21 protein-coding genes and 1 pseudogene are annotated in these 21,150 nt (G+C 73.0%); 7 read left to right on the plus strand and 15 right to left on the minus strand.

Going from position 1 to position 21,150, the window contains the following annotated elements:
- Window positions 1-36 precede the first annotated feature (36 nt).
- Entirely contained in the window at window positions 37-1,101 is a 1,065-nt protein-coding gene (locus BLU82_RS21570) for a 3-deoxy-7-phosphoheptulonate synthase (protein ID WP_092623122.1), read from the plus strand.
- A 6-nt stretch (window positions 1,102-1,107) separates the two neighbouring features.
- Here BLU82_RS21570 and BLU82_RS21575 read toward each other — a convergent pair whose 3' ends face one another.
- The 3 genes from BLU82_RS21575 to BLU82_RS21585 are packed head-to-tail and all read right to left on the minus strand — an operon-like array spanning window position 1,108 to window position 3,924.
- The gene (locus BLU82_RS21575; RefSeq protein ID WP_092623123.1) at window positions 1,108-1,836 is read right to left on the minus strand and encodes an SDR family NAD(P)-dependent oxidoreductase; all 729 of its coding nucleotides are present in this window, start codon (window positions 1,834-1,836) and stop codon (window positions 1,108-1,110) included.
- A gap of 4 nt (window positions 1,837-1,840) precedes the next feature.
- Window positions 1,841-2,758 (minus strand): dihydrodipicolinate synthase family protein, encoded by a 918-nt coding sequence (locus BLU82_RS21580; protein WP_092623124.1) that lies wholly within the window; start codon window positions 2,756-2,758, stop codon window positions 1,841-1,843.
- Window positions 2,755-3,924 (minus strand): mandelate racemase/muconate lactonizing enzyme family protein, encoded by a 1,170-nt coding sequence (locus tag BLU82_RS21585; protein ID WP_092623125.1) that lies wholly within the window; start codon window positions 3,922-3,924, stop codon window positions 2,755-2,757. Before BLU82_RS21585 ends, BLU82_RS21580 begins: the two co-directional genes overlap by 4 nt.
- A 152-nt stretch (window positions 3,925-4,076) precedes the next feature.
- Between BLU82_RS21585 and BLU82_RS21590 the strand changes: the two genes are divergently transcribed.
- On the plus strand, window positions 4,077-4,847 hold the full coding sequence (locus BLU82_RS21590; RefSeq protein WP_092623126.1) for an NAD(P)-dependent oxidoreductase: 771 nt from the start codon (window positions 4,077-4,079) through the stop codon (window positions 4,845-4,847).
- 8 nt (window positions 4,848-4,855) lie between these two features.
- On the opposite strand, the gene BLU82_RS21595 is transcribed toward BLU82_RS21590, so the two are convergent.
- From BLU82_RS21595 to BLU82_RS34325, 4 genes are all read right to left on the minus strand, one after another.
- Window positions 4,856-5,284 (minus strand): type II toxin-antitoxin system VapC family toxin, encoded by a 429-nt coding sequence (locus tag BLU82_RS21595; RefSeq protein WP_157741174.1) that lies wholly within the window; start codon window positions 5,282-5,284, stop codon window positions 4,856-4,858.
- The gene (locus BLU82_RS21600; RefSeq protein ID WP_092623128.1) at window positions 5,281-5,514 is read right to left on the minus strand and encodes a CopG family transcriptional regulator; all 234 of its coding nucleotides are present in this window, start codon (window positions 5,512-5,514) and stop codon (window positions 5,281-5,283) included. The genes BLU82_RS21595 and BLU82_RS21600 overlap by 4 nt, the downstream gene beginning before the upstream one ends.
- Before the next feature lie 59 nt (window positions 5,515-5,573).
- Window positions 5,574-8,660 carry a LuxR family transcriptional regulator gene (locus BLU82_RS36390; protein ID WP_172885668.1) on the minus strand — a complete coding sequence of 1,029 codons (3,087 nt, stop codon included), beginning with the start codon at window positions 8,658-8,660 and terminating at the stop codon, window positions 5,574-5,576.
- 66 nt (window positions 8,661-8,726) lie between these two features.
- Window positions 8,727-8,903, minus strand: coding sequence for a hypothetical protein (locus tag BLU82_RS34325; protein ID WP_157741175.1), 177 nt, complete (start codon window positions 8,901-8,903; stop codon window positions 8,727-8,729).
- Window positions 8,904-9,175: 272 nt separating this feature from the next.
- Between BLU82_RS34325 and BLU82_RS21610 the strand changes: the two genes are divergently transcribed.
- The 3 genes from BLU82_RS21610 to BLU82_RS21620 are packed head-to-tail and all read left to right on the plus strand — an operon-like array spanning window position 9,176 to window position 12,083.
- Complete coding sequence (locus tag BLU82_RS21610) at window positions 9,176-10,042, plus strand: ABC transporter ATP-binding protein (protein WP_092623130.1); 867 nt, start codon at window positions 9,176-9,178, stop codon at window positions 10,040-10,042.
- Window positions 10,039-10,845 carry an ABC transporter permease gene (locus BLU82_RS21615; RefSeq protein WP_092623131.1) on the plus strand — a complete coding sequence of 269 codons (807 nt, stop codon included), beginning with the start codon at window positions 10,039-10,041 and terminating at the stop codon, window positions 10,843-10,845. The genes BLU82_RS21610 and BLU82_RS21615 overlap by 4 nt, the downstream gene beginning before the upstream one ends.
- Complete coding sequence (locus BLU82_RS21620) at window positions 10,821-12,083, plus strand: sensor histidine kinase (RefSeq protein WP_157741176.1); 1,263 nt, start codon at window positions 10,821-10,823, stop codon at window positions 12,081-12,083. Before BLU82_RS21615 ends, BLU82_RS21620 begins: the two co-directional genes overlap by 25 nt.
- Here the strand turns inward: BLU82_RS21620 and BLU82_RS21625 are convergent.
- A pseudogene (locus tag BLU82_RS21625) lies at window positions 12,074-12,722 on the minus strand (alpha/beta hydrolase). The gene BLU82_RS21620 and the pseudogene BLU82_RS21625 overlap by 10 nt on opposite strands.
- A 24-nt stretch (window positions 12,723-12,746) precedes the next feature.
- Between BLU82_RS21625 and BLU82_RS21630 the strand changes: the two are divergent.
- The gene (locus BLU82_RS21630) at window positions 12,747-13,397 is read left to right on the plus strand and encodes a response regulator transcription factor (protein WP_231947547.1); all 651 of its coding nucleotides are present in this window, start codon (window positions 12,747-12,749) and stop codon (window positions 13,395-13,397) included.
- A 23-nt stretch (window positions 13,398-13,420) separates the two neighbouring features.
- Window positions 13,421-14,569 carry an ROK family glucokinase gene (locus BLU82_RS21635; RefSeq protein WP_092626114.1) on the plus strand — a complete coding sequence of 383 codons (1,149 nt, stop codon included), beginning with the start codon at window positions 13,421-13,423 and terminating at the stop codon, window positions 14,567-14,569.
- On the opposite strand, the gene BLU82_RS21640 is transcribed toward BLU82_RS21635, so the two are convergent.
- From BLU82_RS21640 to BLU82_RS21670, 7 genes are all read right to left on the minus strand, one after another.
- A complete protein-coding gene (locus tag BLU82_RS21640) occupies window positions 14,563-15,411 on the minus strand; it encodes a 3-hydroxyacyl-CoA dehydrogenase family protein (protein WP_092623133.1) in 849 nt (282 codons plus the stop codon). The genes BLU82_RS21635 and BLU82_RS21640 overlap by 7 nt on opposite strands.
- 4 nt (window positions 15,412-15,415) lie before the next feature.
- On the minus strand, window positions 15,416-16,459 hold the full coding sequence (locus BLU82_RS21645; RefSeq protein ID WP_092623134.1) for a phosphatase PAP2 family protein: 1,044 nt from the start codon (window positions 16,457-16,459) through the stop codon (window positions 15,416-15,418).
- Window positions 16,452-17,726 carry a UDP-N-acetylglucosamine 1-carboxyvinyltransferase gene (gene murA, locus BLU82_RS21650; RefSeq protein WP_092623135.1) on the minus strand — a complete coding sequence of 425 codons (1,275 nt, stop codon included), beginning with the start codon at window positions 17,724-17,726 and terminating at the stop codon, window positions 16,452-16,454. Before murA ends, BLU82_RS21645 begins: the two co-directional genes overlap by 8 nt.
- Before the next feature lie 49 nt (window positions 17,727-17,775).
- Window positions 17,776-18,216, minus strand: a complete 441-nt coding sequence (locus BLU82_RS21655) for a DUF2550 domain-containing protein (protein WP_092623136.1) — start codon at window positions 18,214-18,216, stop codon at window positions 17,776-17,778.
- Between the two features lie 39 nt (window positions 18,217-18,255).
- Window positions 18,256-18,627: a F0F1 ATP synthase subunit epsilon gene (locus BLU82_RS21660; protein WP_092623137.1), complete on the minus strand. Its 372-nt coding sequence runs from the start codon at window positions 18,625-18,627 to the stop codon at window positions 18,256-18,258.
- 87 nt (window positions 18,628-18,714) lie between these two features.
- A complete protein-coding gene (gene atpD / locus BLU82_RS21665) occupies window positions 18,715-20,157 on the minus strand; it encodes a F0F1 ATP synthase subunit beta (RefSeq protein ID WP_092623138.1) in 1,443 nt (480 codons plus the stop codon).
- A 2-nt stretch (window positions 20,158-20,159) separates the two neighbouring features.
- Window positions 20,160-21,131, minus strand: a complete 972-nt coding sequence (locus BLU82_RS21670; protein WP_092623139.1) for a F0F1 ATP synthase subunit gamma — start codon at window positions 21,129-21,131, stop codon at window positions 20,160-20,162.
- Window positions 21,132-21,150 lie beyond the last annotated feature (19 nt).

Raw genomic sequence — 21,150 nt, forward strand, 5'->3', positions numbered from 1 at the left:
GGACGTCCCGCTCGTCGCAGAGGAGACGTAGTACCCATGTCCGAGCCCCAGTCCCCCACCGGCGACCTCCGCGTCACCGGGTTCCAGCCGCTCGTCCCGCCCGCACGCATGCTGGCCGAGCTGCCGATGGACGAGGAGCACGCCGCGCTGGTCCGCGACAGCCGGGCCGAGGTCCGCCGCATCATGGCCGGCGAGGACGACCGCCTGCTGGTGGTCGTCGGGCCGTGCTCGGTGCACGACCCGGTGGCCGCGCTCGACTACGCGAACCGGCTCCGGCCGGTCGCCGACGAGCTGCGCGACGACCTCGCCGTCGTCATGCGGGTGTACTTCGAGAAGCCGCGCACGACGGTGGGCTGGAAGGGTCTGATCAACGACCCCGGGCTGGACGAGACGTTCGACGTGCGGCGCGGGCTGCGCGTCGCCCGCGAGCTGCTGTTCGAGGTGCTCGGCGCCGGGCTGCCGGTGGGCTGCGAGTTCCTCGAGCCGATCAGCCCGCAGTACATCGCCGACACCGTGTCGTGGGGCGCCATCGGCGCGCGCACCCCGGAGAGCCAGGTGCACCGCCAGCTCGCCTCCGGCCTGTCCATGCCGGTCGGCTTCAAGAACGCCACCAGCGGCGACGTCCAGGCGGCCATCGACGGCTGCACGGCGGCCTCGCACGGGCACGTGTTCTTCGGCGTCGACCACGACGGCCGCGCGGCCGCCGTCAGCACCGCCGGCAACCCCGACTGCCACGTCATCCTGCGCGGCGGCAGCGCCGGCCCCAACTACGGCCCCGGCCACGTCCGCGACGCGCTCGCGCTGCTGCACAAGGCGCAGCTGCCGGAGCGGCTGGTCATCGACGCCAGCCACGGCAACAGCGGCAAGGACCACGAGCGGCAGGCGGTCGTCACCCGCGAGATCGCGGAGCAGATCGCGGGCGGCCAGCGCGGCATCGCCGGCGTCATGCTCGAGAGCTTCCTGGTGGCCGGCCGGCAGGACATCGGCGCCACGCCGCTGGTGTACGGCCAGAGCGTCACCGACGCGTGCATGAGCTGGGAGACGACGACCGGTCTGCTCGGCGACCTCGCCGCCGCCGTCCGCGCCCGCCGGGCCGGCTGAGCGGGCTCAGAGGTCTCCGTCGAGCCGGGCCCGCAGGTCCTCCCGGGCGAAGGCGGCCGGCGAGGCGATGGACAGGCCGCCGTCGACCGGCAGCACCACGCCGGTGATGGCCGAGGCGCCGGGGCCGGCCAGGAATGCGACGGCCTCGGCCACCTCCGCCGGCTCGATGGTGCGGGCGATCGGGTAGCCGGCGTGCGGCTCCGGCACGTCCGACGGGAACGTGACCATGCCCGGCGCGACGGCGTTGACGCGCACGCCGTGCCGGGCGTAGTCGAGCGCCAGCTGGCGCACCAGCGCGTCGACGCCGCCCTTGGCCGCGGCGTAGGCGGCCACCCACGGCGCGGCCAGGAACGCGTTCACCGACGACACCGCGACGATCGCCCCGCCACCGTCGAGCAGGTGCGGCAACGCCGCCCTGGCGGTGTAGAAGAACGTGTCGAGGCAGCCGGCGACCGCCCGTCGCCACTGCTCGTCGGTGGTCCGGTGGGCCGGGGCGACGGGCATGACGCCGGCCGCCGGTACGAGGACGTCCAGCCCGCCGAGCGCCCGCACGGCGTCCTCGACGGCCGCAGTCGCCGCCTCCGGGACCGTGCAGTCCGCCGTCAGGTCCGCGGCCAGCACCGGGTCGCCGGCCGGTTCCAGCGAGATCCCCGCGACCCGGCCGCCGTCGGCGGCGAAGCGCCGGGCGATCGCGGTCCCGATCGGCGTCGACGCGCCGACGATCGCCACCTTCACGTCGTCACCCCTTCACCCGCGGCAACTCCAGCCCCGCGAGCACGTCCTCGAGCAGCGCCCGGCCACCGGGGTCCAGCGGCTTGGCCGGCAGACGCACGGTGGCGTGCTCGATGATGCCACGGCGCACCAGGACCTCCTTGTGCACCGCCCACGCGTACCCCTGCTGCAGGCCGTGCACGATCAGGGGCAGCAGACCGGTGAACGCGGCCCGCGCACCGGCACGGTCGCCGGCGTTCCAGGTGGCCAGGATCGGCCCGAGCAGGTCGGGGAACTCGCACGCCGGCATGGTGCCGACGGAGCCGCGTGCGTACTCGTCCAGCACGAACTGCGCGTTCTGCCCGCCGAGCACCGCGAAGTCGTCGTCCTCGCCGATGGCGTCGACCACCGCGCCGACCTTGGGCACCGTCGGCGGCGCCTCCACCTTGACCGACGTCACGCCGTCGAGCTTGCTCAGCTCGACGATCAGCGACGGCGGCATCGCCACGCCGGTGTTGCCGGGCGCGTCCTGCACCATCACCTCGGCGCCGGCCGCCTGAGCCGCCGCGCCGACCTCGCCGTAGAACTGCACGAGCTGGTCCGGGCCGGGTTTCACCATGAACGGCGGCAGCACCATGAGCGCCCGGGCGCCACCGCTCAGCGCCTCGCGTGCCTGTTCGAGCGCGGTGGCCGTGGACGTGCCGTTCACGCCGGCCACGACCGGAATCGCGGCGCCCGCCACCTCGGCCACGTCGGCCAGGATGGTCCGGCGCTCCGGGGTGGTCAGCGCGAAGCCCTCGCTCGCCATGCCGAAGACGGCCACGCCGTCCACGCCGCTGGCCAGCTGGAACTCCACCAGCCGGCGCAGACCGGCGCGGTCGAGCGACCCGTCGGGCCCGAACGGGGTGGCGAGAATCGGCACGAGACCGTGGACGGTGTGGGTCATCTGGCGTCAGACTCCTCGGCGAGCTTGCGGATGGATTCCTCGTCGACGTCGATCCCGAGGCCGGGACCGCCCGGCACCGCTATGGAGCCGGGGCCGATCGGCAGCGGCTGCCGGAGCACGCGCTGCCCGACGTCGACCGAGGTGGGTTGGTACTCGAACACGGCGAGGCTCTCGACGGCCGCGCTGACGTGCAGGCCGGCCGCGAGCGCGACGGCGAGGCCGGTGGAGTGGTGCGGAGCGACGGGCACGTGCCGGGCCGCCGCCAGCTCGGCGACGACCATGGCCTCCGTGATGCCGGTGCGCGCGACGTCGGGCTGCGCGAGCCGCAGCGCCCGTGCGTCGAGCCACGACCCGAACTCGTACCGGTTGCGCAGCGCCTCGCCCACGGCGATCGGCAGCCGCGCCTGGCGCACCAGCTCGGCGTGCCCGGCGACGTCCTCCGGCGCCAGCGGCGCCTCCAGGAACCAGCCGCCCCGTGCGGCCAGCCCGTCGGCCAGCCGCAGCGCGTCGGTGACGTCGTACACCCAGTGGGCGTCCACGGCGACCCGCAGCGACGGCGCCGCCGCCCGGACCGCGTCGACGGTGGCGAGGTCCGCGTCGACGCCGTGGCCCAGGTGCAGCTTCACCGCGGTGGCGCCGCGCTCCACCCAGGTGGCGGCCAGCGCGGCCCGTTCGTCGTCGGTCTCGCGCGGCAGCCCTGACACGTAGACCGGCACCGCGTCGCGGAAGGCGCCGCCCAGCAGTTCGGCGACCGGTCGGCCGGCGATGCGCCCGGCGAGGTCCCAGAGCGCGATGTCGACCGCCGCCAGCGCGTCGGCCTGATGGCCGGTCAGGTGGCCGCGCTCGCGCATCAGGTCTCGCAGCCGCGACCACGCCGGGCGCGGCCGCCGGGCGTCCATGCCGCGCAACACGGGGGCGAGCAGGCGATCGACGACGGCGGCCGGGACCTCGGGGCCGACCGGCGCCAGCGCCTCACCCCAGCCGCAGGTGCCGTCGTCGGCGGTCACCTTGACCAGCAGCGTCTCGTACCGGGACGAGTACAGGCTGCGCCAGGGCTCGCGCACGGCGTACTCGGGGCCGATCTGCCCGCCGTCGCGCAGCGCGCCGAGATACGCCTCACCAGCTCCGAGCTTCAGGACGAAGGTCTCGACCGCACGGATCAGCATCGGACATCCGGAGCCGATTCAGCATCATGCAACATATGCGTAACTATCCCATATGATGCACGCCGCCTTCAACATCAGGGTCCGGGCCGGATGGCTCGCGACGCCCGCTACCGTCGTCCGGACGGATCTCTGACGAACTGGTGAGGGTGCGCATGACCGCGGTGCTCGTGACCGGCGCGGCCGGGAATGTCGCCGGGATGCTCCGCCCCGGCCTGGACGACGTCTCCGTGCGCGCCGTCGACACCCGTCCGGTCACCGGCTGGGACGGCGCCGACGTCCGGGTCGGCGACCTCGCCGACCCCTCGTTCACCGCCGCGGCGGTCGAGGGGATGGACGCCGTCGTGCACCTGGCCGCCAACCCGTCGCCCGGCGCGTCGTGGCCGGAGCTGCGCAGGCCCAACGCCGACGCCGTCGTGACCCTGCTGGACGCGGCGTGGCGGGCGGGGGTGCGGCGGGTGGTGCTGGCCAGCTCGGTGCACGCGATGGGCGGCTACGTCTCCGCCGCCCGGGCCGGCGGTGGTCTCGTCGACCCGGCGTGGCCGGTGCGGCCGTGCTGCGCGTACGGCGCCAGCAAGGCGTTCGCGGAGGCCTACGCCCGCACCGTCGCCGACGGCGGCGGGCCGTCGGTGGTGTGCCTGCGGCTGGGCGGCGTGCTGCCGGAGCCCACGGACACCGGCAATCTGATCGGCTGGCTGTCGCCCGGTGACCTGCGGCTGCTGGTGCGGTCGGCGCTGGCGGCGGACGTCCGGTACGGCTGCTACTTCGGGGTGTCGGCCAACACCCGCGGGGTGTTCTCCTACGCCAACGCGGTGGCCGAGCTGGGCTACCGGCCGGAGTCCGACTCGGAGGCCCACGCCGCCTCCGTCTCCCCCGGCGACGGCGGCCTCTGCCGCTGGCCCGACGAGCAGTCGCCGGCCGTCTGACCCGCCCGTCAGGCGTCGAACGGCAGCAGCCGGTAGGCGGCTGCGGGCGCGCCCAGCAATGGGCGGACAGCGCGGAAGTGGCGTTGGTCGGTGGTCAGAATGTCGTGCGTTTGATGCTCGAATGCCACGACCATGACAGACGCGTCGGTCAGCCCGAGGGGAAACTCGCCGTGCCGGGCAGCGACATCGGCCGCGGAGATGAACATGGCATGGCTGAAAGTCGCCACGTGCGTGGTCTCCGCGAGTTCGGCCATGATGGCCGCGCGGGCCCTCTCACCGAGCCGCACGAGTGCCAGGTGATCGAGCTCGGCGAGGACGAGCGGCGGCACGATCGGCTTGGCGTCGACCGTCCGGAGATAGCTGACGACTGCGTCATGGTGCTGGTCATCGCGGTCGAATGCCGCGTACAAGGCGCCGGTGTCGGCAATCAGGGTCACGATTCGCCGAAGCCCGATTCGGCCAGGACCTCGTAGGTGCGGGTCGAGGTGTCGCTGTGGCCACTGGCGAACATGCCGAAACGGAGATCTTTGATCGTTCGGCTGCTGCTGTGCAAGGTGCGCGCCAACGAGTCGCGAATGATGTCGGCCTCACTGCGCCCCTCGAGCCGCGCTCGTGCTTCGAGCTCGCGCTTCAGCTCCTCGGGGAGATAGATCGTCGTCCGCACCATGCGCTCATTATGCCATACGTGTATGGCATGGCTCTACTCGTGGCCCGGCCAAGCGCCGGTCAGGAGGCGGCGGTGTCGAGGAGCCCGTCGCGGTGGGCGATGGCGGCTGCTTCGCCGCGTCCGGACGCGCCGAGCTTGGCCAGGATGTTCGACACGTGCACGCTGGCCGTCTTGGCGCTGATGAACAGTTCCTCGCCGATCTCGCGGTTGCTGCGGCCCGCCGCCACCAGCCGCAGCACCTCGTGCTCGCGCACCGTCAGCCCGGACGGCGCCGCCGCGGGATCGGGCACGCCGGAGACCAGCGGCAACTGCGCCCGCTTCGAGAACGTGTCGATCCAGCCGCGATACAGCCCGGCGCCCAGCGAGTCGGCAGCAGCGGCCGCCTGCCGCAGCACCTCGAGGGCGTCGTCGCGCCGGCCCGCCCCGACCAGCGCCTGGCCGAGCCGGAACCCGGCGTACGGGATGAGATGCACCGGTCCCTCGGCCGACCGCAGCGCCGCCAGCGCCCGCTCCCACGCCACCACCTCGGCGCCGGCCACCGCAGACGCGCCGGCGTCCGCCGGCCCCGCGCTACCGGCAGCAGCCGCCTCGCCGCCATCGGCACCGCCCGCCCCTGCCGCACCGGCGCTGACCAGCTCGGCCTCGACCAGCACCGTCCACACACCGACCGGCCAGCCGCGCGACGCCTGGGCGACGAGCGCCCGCAGCCACGCGGCGTCAGCCGCGAACCCCTCCGCGGCCGGCCCGGCACTGCCAGCCAGCCAGCCACCGTCAACACCAGCCGGCCCGGCACCGTCGACACCGGTCACCCGGGCACCGGCCGTCGCGGCACCACCGGCGGCGCGGACCCGCGCCCCCAACGCCTGCGCCCCGGCGAACGCCAGCGGCAGGTCGTACCCGGGCACCGCGGCGTCGGCCGACGGCCCGACTTCGGTGGCGACGGCGGACCAGGCCCGCTCCGCATCGCCCTGGGCGAGCGCGACCTCGGCCTCGAGGCGAGCGACCAGGCGGCTGTCCTGCGGCAGCACGACCCGGCGGGTCATGCCGGCGCGCAGCCGGTCGACGGCGGCGGCCGCGGTGGCGACGTCGCCGCGCCAGAGGACGAGCCAGGCCTGCAGGCCGATCATGTGCCGCTCGTGGTTGGGGGGCGGCACGAGTTCGAGGCCGCGCTCGATCATCCGCTCGGCCCGCTCCCAGTCGCCCAGCGCCAGCATGGGCTCGGCGGCGTTGCCGGCCAGCACCACGCCGGACGTGCGCTTGCGGCCGCGCCGGCGGGCGTGCTCGTAGCCCTCGGTGGCGACGTCGACGGCGTCGCGGTAGCGGCCGAGCAGGGTGTAGGCGTCGGAGAGGTTGACGAAGTAGCGGTGCAGGTGGTCGGGGTTGGCGGTGGCCGTGGGCCCGGCCCGGCGCAGCTCGTCGAGCGCCTTCTCGGCGTCGCCCATGTGCACCCAGGCGGTGCCGCGGGTGATCTGCGCGGACGCCACGACGCGGTCGAGGCCGACGGCGGTGGCGACCCGCTCGGTCTCGTCGGCGACCTCCAGCGATTCGGCGAAGCGCCAGTCGAGCATGAGCATGGTGGCCAGCCAGTCGAGCGCCTCGGCCCGCTGCACCGACGGCTCGGCCGGGATGAGCTCGCGCGCCTCCATGAGCGCCTCGATGGCTCCGGGCCGGCCCAGCCGGTTCTTCACGCTGCCGAGGTGCGCCAGCAGCCAGCCGGCCCGGACCGGGTCGGCGGACCGGTCGACCAGCCGCAGCCCCTCTTTCACCAGCGACAGCGTGCGCTCGGTCTCGCCCGCCGCGTACGCCTCGGTGGCCGCGCGGATGAGCAGCTCGAGGCGGTCGCTGCCGGCCACCCGTTCGGGCTCGGCGACCTGGTCCCACAGTTCCAGCGCCCGCTCGAGCAGCTGCTGCGCCGTGGCGTGGGCGTAGCTGCGGACCAGCTCGGCGGCCGCGGTGAGCGACCACGCGAACGCCCGCTCGACGTCATGGGCGGAGTACCAGTGGTGCGCGACCTCGGCGGCGGTGGGCGTGCTCGGCATCAGCTCGGGATGCGCCTCGAGCGCCTGCGCGTACCGGGCGTGCATGCGCGCGTGCTCGCCCGGCAGCATGTCGGCGTGCAGGGCCTCGCGCAGCAGCGCGTGCCGGAACGCGTAGCCGTCGCCGTCGACCACGATGACGCCGGCCGAGACGGCCTCGCGCAGCGCGGTCTCCAGCGGGCCGGTCTGCTCACCGGCGACGAACTCGAGGACGGAGTGGTCGACGCGGTTGCCGGCTGCCGACATCAGCCGCAGCAGCCGCTGGGTGTCTTCGGACAGCGGCTCGACCCGGACCAGGAGGAGGTCGCGCAGCGACCCGGGCAGGTCGCCGCAGTCGTCGGCGTAGGCCAGCTCCTCGACGAAGAACGGGATGCCCTCGCTGCGCCGGACGATGCGGTCGACGTGGGACCGCTCCGGCGGCCGGCCCAGCAGCTCGCGCAGCTGCAGCACGACCTCGTCGGCGTCGAGCCGGGGCAGCTCGATGCGGTGCACCTGGCGCAGGCGGTCGAGCTCGGCCAGCAACGGCCGCAGCGGGTGGCCGCGGTGCAGCTCGTCGGAGCGGTACGTGACGACGAACAGCAGCTGGGCGTCGCGCACCCCGCGGACGAGGAAGCGCAGGAGGTCGCGGGTGGGGCTGTCGGCCCATTGGAGGTCCTCGAGCACGACCACCAGCGGGCGTTCCGCCGCGACGCGCTCGAACAGCGAGGTGACGACCTCGTATAACCGGCCGCGGCCCTCGGGCCCCTCGGCCGGCGCGACGCCCACCTCGGGCACCAGCCCGGCCAGTGCGTCGCCGCCGGGACCGGCCAGCTCGAGCAGCCGCTGCGCCCCGAACTCGGCGTGCAGCCCGCGCAGCGCGCCCACCAGCGGCGCGAACGCCGGGCCCTCGCCGTCGAGCGGGACCGACTGGCCGGCGACGGCGCGGGTGCCGCCGGCGACCACCTCGGCCACGAACTCCTCGGCCAGCCGCGTCTTCCCGATGCCGGCCTCGCCGCCCAGCAGGACGGTGACCGGCTCGCCCGCGCACGCGGTGGCATAGGCCTGGCGGAGGTCGGCGAGCTGCCGTTCCCTCCCGACCAGGCTCACGGTGCGGGTGACGTGAATGACCACGTCATTCATCCTGCCACCCGCCACCGACAAGCCCATGCGAATTTCCTTCCAGCAGATCGCTCCCGCTCAGGCGGTGCGCGCCCGGCTACGTGCCGTGGCGCCGCCGGCGTTCTTGCGCGCGGCCCCGCGCCGGACGGCGGCCAGTGCCTGACGGGCCAGCCCGTCGCGGCGTGCCTCCGCCTGCAGGTCGTGCGACCGCTGGTCGTGGACGATCCGTGCCGCGTAGTCCCCGTGGATGCTCATGATGCTCGGCTCCTGCCCCTACTCGTTGCGTTCTGATATCGAGCATGGTTCTGAGGCGCCGTGTGATGCATCGGGAGACTGCCGCATTGTGGCGGCGCGGAACCGTCTAAGGCGCCCTGAGGTGGCGTCTAAGGTGGCCCGGACGACCTAGGCTGCGGTGCGCTGGGGGCGAGCGGCGGCGGCAACCGGGCGACGGGTCCACCGATCGGTGGACGCAGCAGCCCACCACGCGGTGCTCGTCGCGGCCACAGTCCCGGCGGCATCGTGGTGGCATGACGACTTCCGCCATCCGGGTCCGCGGGCTGCGCAAGGCCTACGCCGGCGTCCCCGCCGTCAACGGGCTGGACCTCGACGTCGCGCAGGGGGAGGTCTTCGCGCTCCTGGGGCCGAACGGCGCCGGCAAGACCACCACCGTGGAGATCCTCGAGGGCTACCGCCGCCGCGACGCCGGCGAGGTCAGCGTGCTGGGCTCGGACCCGGCGCGGCCGGACGCCGGCTGGCGGGCCCGCATCGGCATCGTGCTGCAGAGCTCCGGCGGCCACGACGAGCTGTCCGTGCAGGAGCTGGTGCACCACTTCGCCGGCTACTACCCCGCCGCCCGCGACCCCGACGAGGTCATCGCGGCCGTCGGGCTGGACGAGAAGCGCGCCACGCGGGCGCGGCACCTGTCCGGTGGGCAACGCCGCCGCCTGGACGTCGCGCTGGGCATCCTGGGCGACCCGGAGCTGCTCTTCCTCGACGAGCCCACGACCGGGTTCGACCCGGAGGCGCGGCGGGAGTTCTGGGCGCTCATCACGTCGCTGGCCGACGGCGGCACGACGATCATCCTCACCACCCACTATCTGGACGAGGCCGAGCACCTGGCCGGACGCGTCGGCGTCATCACGGGCGGGCGCATCGTCGCGCTGGACACGCCGGACCGCCTCGGCGGCCGCGACCACGACCACGCGGTCGTCCGGTGGAGCGAGGACGGCCAGCAGCGCACCGAGCGGACCGCCACCCCCACCGCGCTGGTCGCCCAGCTGGCCGGCCGGCTGGGCGGCGAGGTGCCCGGCCTCGTCGTCAGCCGCCCCACGCTGGAGGACGTGTACCTGCGGCTGATCGGTCAGCCGGACCACACCCTGGAGGTCGTGTCATGAGCACGAGCCGCATCGCGGTGTCGCGCGCCTCGCTGGAGACCAGGAGCTACTTCCGCGAACGCGACTCCGTGATCTTCTCGTTCCTGTTCCCGGTCATCATGCTGGGCATCTTCGCCGTCGTGTTCGGCAACGAGGACGTCGGTGAGAGCAGCGGCGTCCCGATCGACTTCGCGCAGTACTTCCTGCCCGGAATGGTCGCCTCGGGCATCATGCTGGTCAGCTTCCAGACGCTGGCGATCAGCCTGGCCATCGAGCGCGAGGACGGCACGCTGAAGCGGCTGCGCGGCACGCCGATGCCGCCGGTGTCGTACTTCCTGGGCAAGGTCGGCATGATCCTGGTCGTCGGGCTGAGCCAGATCGCGTTGCTGCTGGCCGTGGCCGTGCTGGCGTTCGGGGTCGAGCTGCCGGCGGAGCCGTCGAAGTGGCTGACGTTCGCCTGGTGCTACGTGCTCGGCACGGCCGGCGGCGCGGTGCTGGGCATCGCGTACTCGTCGGTGCCGCGGTCGGCGAAGAGCGCGTCCGCCGTGGTGGTGGGGCCGCTGCTGGTGCTGCAATTCATCTCGGGCGTGTTCTTCGTCTTCTCCGACCTGCCAAGCTGGCTGCAGAACGTCGCCTCGGTGTTCCCGCTGAAATGGCTGGCGCAGGGCATGCGTTCGGTGTTCCTGCCCGACCGATTCGAGACGCTGGAGGTATCCGCATCATGGCAGCACGGCCCGACGGCGCTGATCCTGTCGCTGTGGCTGGTCGCGGGCCTGGTGATCTGCGTCCGGACGTTCCGGTGGCAGCGCAGGGACGACGGCTGACGACGGACGGCGGCGCCCCGGCGCGCAGCAGCGTCGCCGAGCTGGACGCGTTCTGGCAGCGCACCACGGTCGCCTGGCACAGCGTCTACCTGGGCCTGCTGGGGCTGCTCGCGCTGATCATCGGCAGCTCCGGCAACCTGTCCAGCGACGACCGCCTGACCGGCCTGCTCGCGGTGACGGCCATGGTCGTCGTCTATCTCCTGCTGGGCCGTCGGCTGCTGGGCACCGAGGAGGTCGGCTGGCAGGTGATCGTCCAGCTGGCCGTCAGCTGGGGCTGCCTCTACCTGCTGCTCGGCACGGGCATCTTCGACGCGTACTTCCTGCTGTTCGGGCTGATCCCGCACATCTGGGTGTTCCTGCCGACACGGTGGGCCATCGGCGCGACGTTCGTGTTCCTGTCCGGCCTGGCCGTCATCGAGATCGGCCGTGACGGCTGGACGGCCACGGCGGTGCGCGATGTCGCACCGCAGGTGGCGCTGCAGATCGGGCTGTCGCTGCTGATGGGGCTGTTCATCACGCACGTGTTCATCCAGGCCGAGAAACGGGCCGAGCTGATCGACGAGCTGGAACGCACCCGCACCGAGCTGGCCCAGCTCGAGCACTCGCGCGGCGTGCTGGCCGAACGGGAGCGGCTCTCGCACGAGATCCACGACACCCTGGCGCAGGGCTTCACCAGCATCCTCACGCTGGCGCAGGCCATCGAGGTGGCGCTCGACCGCAACCCCGACGCCGTCCGCGACCGGCTGGCGCTGCTGGAGCAGACGGCGCGCGACAACCTCGCCGAGGCGCGGGCGCTGGTCAGCTCGCTGGCGCCGGTGAGCCTGCAGGACGCGTCGCTGCCCGAGGCGATCGAGCGCATCGCCGGCCGGTTCGCCGACGAGACCGGGCTGGAGGTGAGCCTGCAGATCGACGAGGCCGGCCCGCCGCTACCGGCGAACGTCGAGGTCGTGCTGCTGCGCGCGACCCAGGAGGCGCTGACGAACGTGCGCAAACACGCCGGCGCCCGCAGGGTCATCGTCGCGCTGCGGTTCCGGTCCGGCCCGCCCGGTGCGGCCACCGTCGCCGTGGTCGACGACGGACGAGGGTTCCGGCCGGGCGCGGCGCACGACGGGTACGGGCTGCGCGGTATGCGGGCTCGGGTCGAGCAGGTCGGCGGGCTGCTCGAGGTCGTCAGCGCGCCGGATGCCGGCACCACCGTCCGTGCGACCGTCGGGCTGGCAGCGCTCCCTCAGCGCTGAAACGCCCAGGACACCATCAGTGGAAACTCGGCCTGCCAGAACGGGTCGCCGTGGTCGCCGGCCCGCTCAGCCAGGACGACGTCGACGCCGGCGTCGAGCAGTGCGGCTGCCCACCGGGTCGCGTTCTCGAGGAACCACGGCTCCAGCGTCCCGGCGACGAGGTACGTGCGCGGCAGCAGGCTCGGCATCACGGCGGGCGGGCGGAAGCCGCCGCCCGGTGACGCGCAGAAGACCGCACCGTAGATGTCCGGGTGACGAAGCCCCATGGCGAGGGCGAGCTCACCACCGGCTGACACGCCGCACACCGCGGTGCGGCCGGCGGGCAGGGCGAGGCCGAAACGTGACCGTACCCAGCCACGGACCTCCTCGACGAAGAACCGCTCGTGTGCCGCGAACCGTTCCTTGTCGAAGGACGGTGAGTACTCGCCAACCCGGATCATCTCGTCCGGGTCGTCCCGTCCGATGGGCACCGACGATCATGGTAGGCGGCACGTCGGCCGCCTCGAGGTGTCCGCCCCACTGCGAGATCAGCTGGCCGTCGCCCGCGAACACGACAGCCTCCGGTGGCTCCGGCGGCACATACACGGTGACCTGCCGCCCGCCGTCATAGTCGAACGTCTCGGTGACCAGGTCGCCCACGCCGTCAGGGTAGCGTGGGCGGCCGTGACGACGTTGCGGCTGCTGCTGGTCGACGACCACCCGGTGGTGCGCACCGGGCTGGCCGGCATGCTCGGCGCCGAGGACGACTTCGAGGTGATCGGCGAGGCCGGCGACGGCGAGGAGGCGCTGGTGCTGGCCCGCCGGCTGCGTCCGGACGTCATCCTGATGGACCTGCGCATGCCCCGGCTGGACGGCGCCGAGGCGACGGCGCGCATCCTGGCCGAGCTGCCCGGCACCCGGATCCTGGTGCTCACCACGTACGACACCGACTCCGACATCGTCCGCGCGGTCGAGGCGGGCGCCACCGGCTACCTGCTCAAGGACACCCCGCGCATCGACCTCGCCGCGGCCGTCCGGGCGGCGCACCGCGGCGAGACGATCCTGGCGCCGCCGGTGGCCGCGCGGCTGGTCAGCCGCATGCGGGCGCCGTCGGTGCCGCCGCTGACGCCGCGTGAGCGCGAGGTGCTGGCGGCCGTCGCCACGGGACTGTCGAACGCCGAGGTCGGGCGGGCGCTGCACATCGGCGAGGCGACGGTGAAGACGCACCTGCTGAGGGTCTTCGCCAAGCTCGGCGTCGACGACCGGACGGCGGCCGTGACGACGGCGTACGCGCTGGGCATCTTGGCGCCACCGGGGTCGTCCCCGGCATCCTGAGCGCGCCCCGCAATACTATGGGCATGGCTCAAACCCGTACGCGGGTGTCCCGGCTGGCGCTGCGGCCCACCATCGGCATCGACATCGGCGGCACCAAGGTCGCCGCCGGCGTCGTCGACGCCGAGGGCACGATCATCGAGCGCACCCGCCGCGAGACGCCGAGCAAGAGCAAGAGCCCGCGCGTGGTCGAGGACACCATCGCCGACATCGTGGCCGAGCTCGGCGCCCGCCACCACGTGCTGGCGGTCGGCATCGGCGCCGCCGGCTTCGTCGACGGCACCCAGTCCTCCGTGCTGTTCGCACCGCACCTCGCCTGGCGCAACGAGCCGCTGCGCGACGCCGTCCAGCGCCGCATCGGGCTGCCCGTGGTCGTCGACAACGACGCCAACGCGGCGCTGTGGGCCGAGTGCCGGTTCGGGGCCGCCCAGGGCGAGTCGCACGTCGTCTGCGTGAACCTCGGCACCGGCATCGGCGGCGGTGTGGTCCTCGACGGCGTGCTGCACCGCGGCCGGTTCGGCGTCGCCGGCGAGTTCGGCCACATGGTCGTGGTGCCCGGCGGGCACCGCTGCGAGTGCGGCAACCGCGGCTGCTGGGAGCAGTACGCCAGCGGCAACGTGCTGGTCCGCGAGGCCCGCGAGCTGGTGCTGAACGGCTCCCCCGTCGCCTACCGCATCGCCGAGACGTGCGAGGGCGACCCGTCGCGCATCACCGGCCCGATGGTCAGCGCGCTGGCCGCGCAGGGCGACCCCGCCGCGCTCGAGCTGCTCGAGGACATCGGCCACTGGCTGGGCGTCGGCCTGGCCAACCTGGCCGCCGCGTTCGACCCCGGCCTGTTCGTCATCGGCGGCGGCGTCTCCGACGTGGGCGACCTGCTGCTGCAGCCGGCCCGCACGACGTTCCGCCGCACGCTGACCGGGCGCGGCTTCCGGCCCGAGGCCGAGGTCGTCCGGGCGGCGCTGGGCAACGACGCCGGGCTCATCGGCGCCGCCGACCTCGCCCGCCGCGAGCGGTCCCGCCGCCGCGACCGCGCCAAGCTGGTCACCACCCGGCTGCTGCTGCCGAGGCGGCGTGACGTCGGCGGCAACGGCACGCCCATCCAGCGCCGCGCCAGGCGCGCCACGGGCACCGGCACCGCGATCGAGCCGGTGATCAGCTTGCGCAGGCGTCAGTAGGAGTAGAAGCCGCGGCCGGACTTGCGGCCGTGCTCACCGGCGTCGACCATGCGGCGCATCAGCTCGGGCGGGAAGAACTTGGTGTCGGCGGTCTCGTCCCAGATGTTCGACGTGGCGTGGTGCAGCACGTCGACGCCGGTGAGGTCGGTGGTGGCGAGCGGGCCCATGGCGTGGCCGAAGCCGAGCCGGCAGGCGGTGTCGATGTCCTCGGCCGACGCGACGCCGGACTCGTAGAGCTTGACCGCCTCGACGACGAGCGCGCTGATCAGCCGCGTGGTGACGAACCCGGCGACGTCGCGGTTGACGACGATGCAGGTCTTGCCGGACGACTCGGCCAGCTCGCGCGCCGCCCCCAGCGTGTCGTCGGAGGTGTGCAGGCCGCGGACCAGCTCGCACAGCGCCATCATCGGGACCGGCGAGAAGAAGTGCGTGCCGACGACCGACTCGGGCCGCTCGGTGGCGGCGGCGATCTTGGTGATCGGGATGGCGCTGGTGTTGGTGGCCAGGACGGCGCCGTCGCGGCACAGGCGGTCCAGCTGCGCGAACAGCTCGCGCTTGACGTCGACGTTCTCGAACACCGCCTCGACGACGATGTCGGCCTCGGCGACGGCGTCGAGGTCGGTGGTGGTGGTGATGCGGCCCAGCGCGGCGTCGCGGGCGCCGGCGGTGAGCTTGCCCTTCTCGACGAACTTCGCGGTGCTCGCCTCGATGGCGGCCCGGCCGCGGCCCACGGCGGCGTCGTCGAGGTCGCGCAGCACGACGTTCCAGCCGCCGGTGGCGGCCACCTGGGCGATGCCCGCTCCCATCAGGCCGGCTCCGATGACGGCCACACTGCGTGCCATGCTGCTACCTTCCCGCTCGCTCGTTCGGTTCCGGGGTGATGCCCGGTTCGGTGCGCAGCGCCGGCTCGACCGGCGCGGGCGTGCCGGCCGTCAGCACGGGCTCCGGGGGCCGGTGGCGCTGCTCGCGCCAGCGCTCCCACCAGTGCGCGCCGACCATGATGGCGGCGACGTACAGCCAGCCGAGCAGGACGTCGACGACGTAGTGCTCGCCGCCGTAGACCAGCGTGAACGCCATGGCCAGCGGATACGCGACGATCGGCACCTTCAGCCACCAGCGCTTGGCCAGCGGCCACAGGGTGACCGCGACCAGCATGGAGAACCCGGCGTGCAGCGACGGCAGCGCGGCCACCTCGTTGGCGCCGCCCTGGGCGTCGGACAGCCACGCCTGGGCGCTGCGCAGCCCCAGCTCGTTCCAGCCGCGTCCGACGAGGCGGTAGACCGGCTCGGCGATGTCGCCGGTGCGGGCCGACGCGTACCACGGCGGCGCGGCCGGCAGCAGGACGTACGTCAGCAGGCCGGTGTAGGTGAGCAGCAGCACCCGCCGGATGTAGGACACCCACAGCGGCCGTGACCACATGTAGAACGCGGCGGCCAGCACCCACGGCACGACGAAGTGGCTGAAGTAGACGAGCGCGGCGCCGACGTCCCACCAGCGCACCGTCGGCTCGAACAGCTGCTCCTGCAGCCACAGTGTCGGGATGGTGCCGCCGAACAACCAGCGCTCGATGTCGACGACCCCGCTGACCTGCAGGGGCATACCCAGGGTGTCGGCGATGCCGCGGGTGTGGTCGTACAGGATGAGCGCGGCCAGCAGCGGCAGCCAGTCGAGGAACGTGCGCACGTGCTCGCGCCACGGCCGGCCGATCTTGACCGCGATCATGCCGGCGAGGATCCAGCCGGTCTGCCCGACGCGGTCCATCGGGATGCCCTCGACGGCGCTGTAGACGACCAGCACGACCAGGTAGACGGCCAGGCAGACGCGGCCCGGCGTCACCCGGCCGCGCCAGCGGTCCCCGACGCCGGCCGCGACCTCCGGTTCGTCAGTCATCGAAGTGGTCCGGATCGGGCTCGCGGACCACGTCGGCGCCGAGCGACTGCAGCTGCCCGACGAGGTCGGGGTAGCCGCGGTCGATGTGGTGGACGGCCGACACCAGTGTCTCGCCCTCGGCCAGCAGGCCGGCCAGCACGAGGCCGGCCCCGGCCCGGATGTCGGTGGCGACGACCGGCGCGCCGGACAGCCCGGGCCGGCCGCGGACGACGGCGTGGTGGCCGTCGATGCGGACCTCGGCGCCGAGACGGACCAGCTCGTTGACGAACATGAACCGGGCCTCGTACACGTTCTCGGTGATCATCGCGGTGCCCTCGGCCACGGCGTCGAGCGCGACGATCATCGGCTGGAGGTCGGTCGGGAAACCGGGGTACGGCAGCGTGACGACATCGATGGCGCGCGGCCGCCCGGACATCGCCACCCGCAGCCCGGCCGGCCCGGACTCGACGGTGGCGCCGGCGGCGGCCAGCTTGTCGAGGACGATCTCGAGGTGCTCGGCGCGGCCGTTGCGGATGGTGATGTCGCCGCGGGTCATGACGGCCGCGACGCCCCAGGTGCCGGTGACGATGCGGTCCGGGATGGTGGTGTGCGTCGTCGGGTTCATGGAGTCGACGCCCTCGACCCGCAGCGTCGACGTGCCGGCGCCGTCGATCTTGGCGCCCATGTCGCCGAGCATGCGGCAGATGTCGACGATCTCGGGCTCGCGGGCGACGTTGTCGATGACCGTGGTGCCCTTGGCCAGCACGGCGGCCATGAGGATGTTCTCGGTGGCGCCGACGCTGGGGAAGTCGAGCCAGATGCTGGTGCCGTGCAGGCCCTGTGGCGCCCGCGCCACCACGAACCCGTGCTCGATCTCGACCTGCGCGCCCAGCTTCTCCAGCCCGGACATGTGCATGTCGAGGCCGCGCGAGCCGATGGCGTCGCCGCCGGGCAGCGCCACGTTGGCCGCGCCGCACCGGGCCACCAGCGGGCCGAGCACGCAGATCGACGCACGCAGCCGGCGCACCAGGTGGTACGGCGCCTCATGGGCGATGTCGGCCGGGACGTCGATGGCGACGGTGCCGCCTTCGCGGTGGACGTCGCCGCCGAGCTGACGCAGCAACTCGCCCATGTAGTCGACGTCGGTGATGGCGGGGACGTCGTGCAGCACGGTGCGTCCCTCGGCGAGCAGCGCCGCCGCCATCAGCTTGAGTGCGCTGTTCTTCGCGCCGCTGACCCGGACCTCACCCCGTAGGGAGCTCCCCCCGGTGACCCGAAATCTCTCCACGCCCGATGTACCCTTTCGCCGTTCCGATGAACGGTACGCCTCGGAGGCGTCAACCGGCGAACTGCCCCCCGGGCGGCGCCGCTTCCAGCCAGGTCACGAAGGCCGTGGCAGCAGGCTCGGTCATGGACACCTCGACGCTGCTCCCGTTCGACCGGCAGATCAGCACGACGTGGCCGGCGGGCAGCTCGTAGCTCTCCTCGGCGTCGGGCTGGCGCCGTCCGTCGACGACCAGCACGCTGCGCCGGAACGACCGCCTCGGCCAGGTCGTGAAGCTGAACGTGCGGAACCACTCGAGGGTGTCGTCGCGGTAGCGCCCGATGCCGAACGCCCAGCCGCCGGACCAGCCGTCGTGGCTGTCGCCGCGCACGCACATGTCGAAGCCACCGTCACGCTGCAGGATGCCCCGGCGGACGTACAGGGCCAGGAGGACCAGCACAGCGGCGAGCGCGAGCGCACCCAGCACCAGCAGGGTCCACGACACCAGCGCCACCGATCACCTCCCCCGAGCGTGATACCGATGCTCTCAGATCTACCGGCTCGCCGCGACGTCGAGCCTGGCCTGCGCCCATCGGCTCGCGCCGTCGCCGTCCTCACCGAGCGCGTCCAGATCGGCCTGAGCTGCGGCGACGTCGATCTCGTCGGCCAGTTCGGCCTGCTCTGCGAGGATCGCGATGTGGTTCTCGGACACCGACAGGAACCCGCCGGACACCGCCACCACGACGGCCTCGCCGCCGGTCGAGCGCACCGTCACCGGGCCGGCCACCAGCAGGCCGAGTACGGGCTCGTGACCGGGCATGATGCCGATCTCACCCTCGGGCGTGCGCGCGATGACGATCGAAGCCGCGCCGGACCACACCTTGCGGTCGGCGGCGACCACCTCGACGTTCAGATCTTCGGCCACGATCTTTCCCTTCCTCCCCGGGACCGGCAGGGAGCCGCCACCCGTACGGGGGCGACTCCCTGCCGGTCAACGCGGAATGTCAGCCTCTCAGGAGGCGAGCTCGCGCGCCTTCTTCTCGGCGTCCTCGATGTTGCCGACGTAGCTGAACGCCTGCTCGGGCAGGTGGTCGTACTCGCCCTTGGTGATGGCGTCGAACGACTCGAGCGACTCCGACAGCGGGACGAACACGCCCGGCTGGCCGGTGAACGACTCGGCCACGAACATGTTCTGCGACAGGAACCGCTGCAGGCGCCGCGCCCGGTTGACGGTGACGCGGTCCTCTTCGGTCAGCTCGTCGACACCGAGGATGGCGATGATGTCCTGCAGCTCCTTGTATTTCTGCAGGATCTCCTTCACCCGGGTGGCGATGCGGTAGTGGTCCTCGCCGAGGTACGCGGCGTCGAGAATCCGGCTCGAGGAGTCGAGCGGGTCGACGGCCGGGTAGATGCCCAGCTGCGAGATGGGCCGCGACAGCACCGTCCGGGCGTCGAGGTGCGCGAACGCCGTGTGCGGCGCGGGGTCGGTGATGTCGTCGGCCGGGACGTAGATGGCCTGCATCGACGTGATGGAGTGACCACGCGTCGAGGTGATGCGCTCCTGCAGCTCGCCCATCTCGTCGGCCAGCGTCGGCTGGTAGCCGACGGCCGAGGGCATGCGGCCCAGCAGCGTGGAGACCTCGGAGCCGGCCTGGGTGAACCGGAAGATGTTGTCGATGAACAGCAGCACGTCCTGCTTCTGGACGTCGCGGAAGTACTCGGCCATGGTCAGCGCCGACAGCGCGACCCGCATGCGGGTGCCCGGCGGCTCGTCCATCTGGCCGAACACCAGCGCGGTGTCCTTGAGGACGTTGGCCTCGCCCATCTCGACCCAGAGGTCGTTGCCCTCGCGGGTGCGCTCGCCGACGCCGGCGAACACCGAGGTGCCACCGAAGTTCCGGGCGACACGGGTGATCATCTCCTGGATGAGCACCGTCTTGCCGACACCGGCACCGCCGAACAGGCCGATCTTCCCGCCCTGGATGTACGGGCTCAGCAGGTCGAGGACCTTGATGCCGGTCTCGAGCATCTGCGTGCTGCCCTCGAGGTCGGCGAACGGAGGCGGGTCGCGGTGGATCTCCCAGCGCTCGCTGACCTCGATCTTCGACTCGTCGGTGTCGAGCGGCTTGCCGAGGGCGTTGAACACGTGGCCCTTGACGCCGTCGCCGACCGGCACCGAGATGCCCTTGCCGGTGTCGCGGACGACCGCGCCGCGGGTGAGGCCGTCGGTCGGCTGCATGGAGATGGCCTTGACCAGGCCGTCGCCGATGTGCTGCTCGACCTCGAGCGTCAGCGTGCGGTCGCCGCCGGCCTCGTCGGCCAGCTTCACGTCGACCTCGAGCGCGTTGTAGATGCCGGGCATGTGGCCGCCGCCGAACTCGACGTCGACGACGGGCCCGATGACCCGGACCACCCGGCCGGTGGCGACGGCGGTCTCTTCAACCGTGGCAGTCATGATTACTCGCTCCCTGCGGCCGCCAGCGCGTCCGCGCCGCCGACGATCTCACTGATTTCCTGGGTGATCTCGGCCTGGCGAGCCGAGTTGGACTGACGGGTGAGCGTCTCCTGCAGCTCACCGGCGTTGTCCGTGGCGTTCTTCATGGCCCGGCGCCGGGCCGCCCACTCCGACGCGGCCGCGTCGAGCAGCGCCGTGTAGACGAGGTTGCCGGCGTACTGCGGGAGCAGCGCGTCGAGCACCTCGTCGGCCGACGGCTCGAACTCGTAGAGCGGCAGCACGTCGCCGCGCGCCGGGCGCCCGTTGCCCGAGCCGGCGCCGGCGTTGTCCGTGCGCGCCGCGCCGGCCTCGGCGTGGTGGAGGTCGTCGGGGACGTCCTCGACCATGATCGGGAACAGCCGCCGGGCCCGCACCTCCTGCGTGACCATGTTGCGGAAGTGCGTCGACACGATGTGGATCTCGTCGACGCCGCCCTCGTCGGTGGGCGTGTTGATGGCATCGAGGAGGTCGTCGGCGATGCGCCGGGCGTCGGCGTAGGACGGCCGGCCGGTGAAGCCCGCGTACTGGCCGCCGAGTTCGCGGCCGCGGAATGTGAACCAGCTGACGCCTTTGCGGCCGACGACGTAGGGCACGGTCTCCTGGCCCTGCTCGCGCAGCAGGCCGGCCAGCGCCTCGCTCTGCCGGATGACGTTGGCGGAGTAGGCGCCGGCGAAGCCGCCGTCGCTGCTGACCACGAGAATGGCCGAACGGCGCGGCTGCTCGACGCCCTCGAGCAGCGGGTTGTCGAGGCGGGCGCGCTCGGCCGCAGCCTCCATGGCCCGCACCAGCGCCTGGCTGTAAGGCCGCGCGGCCTCGGCGTACTGCTGGGCCCGCGCGATCCGCGAGGTCGCGATGAGTTCCTGGGCGCGGGTGATCTTCTTGATCGACTCGACGGAGCGGATGCGCTGCCGCAGCTCGCGAATTTGAGCTCCCATTACGCGTGCGACCTCCCTT

The sequence above is a fragment of the Jiangella sp. DSM 45060 genome (assembly GCF_900105175.1).
Taxonomy (GTDB): Bacteria; Actinomycetota; Actinomycetes; order Jiangellales; family Jiangellaceae; genus Jiangella.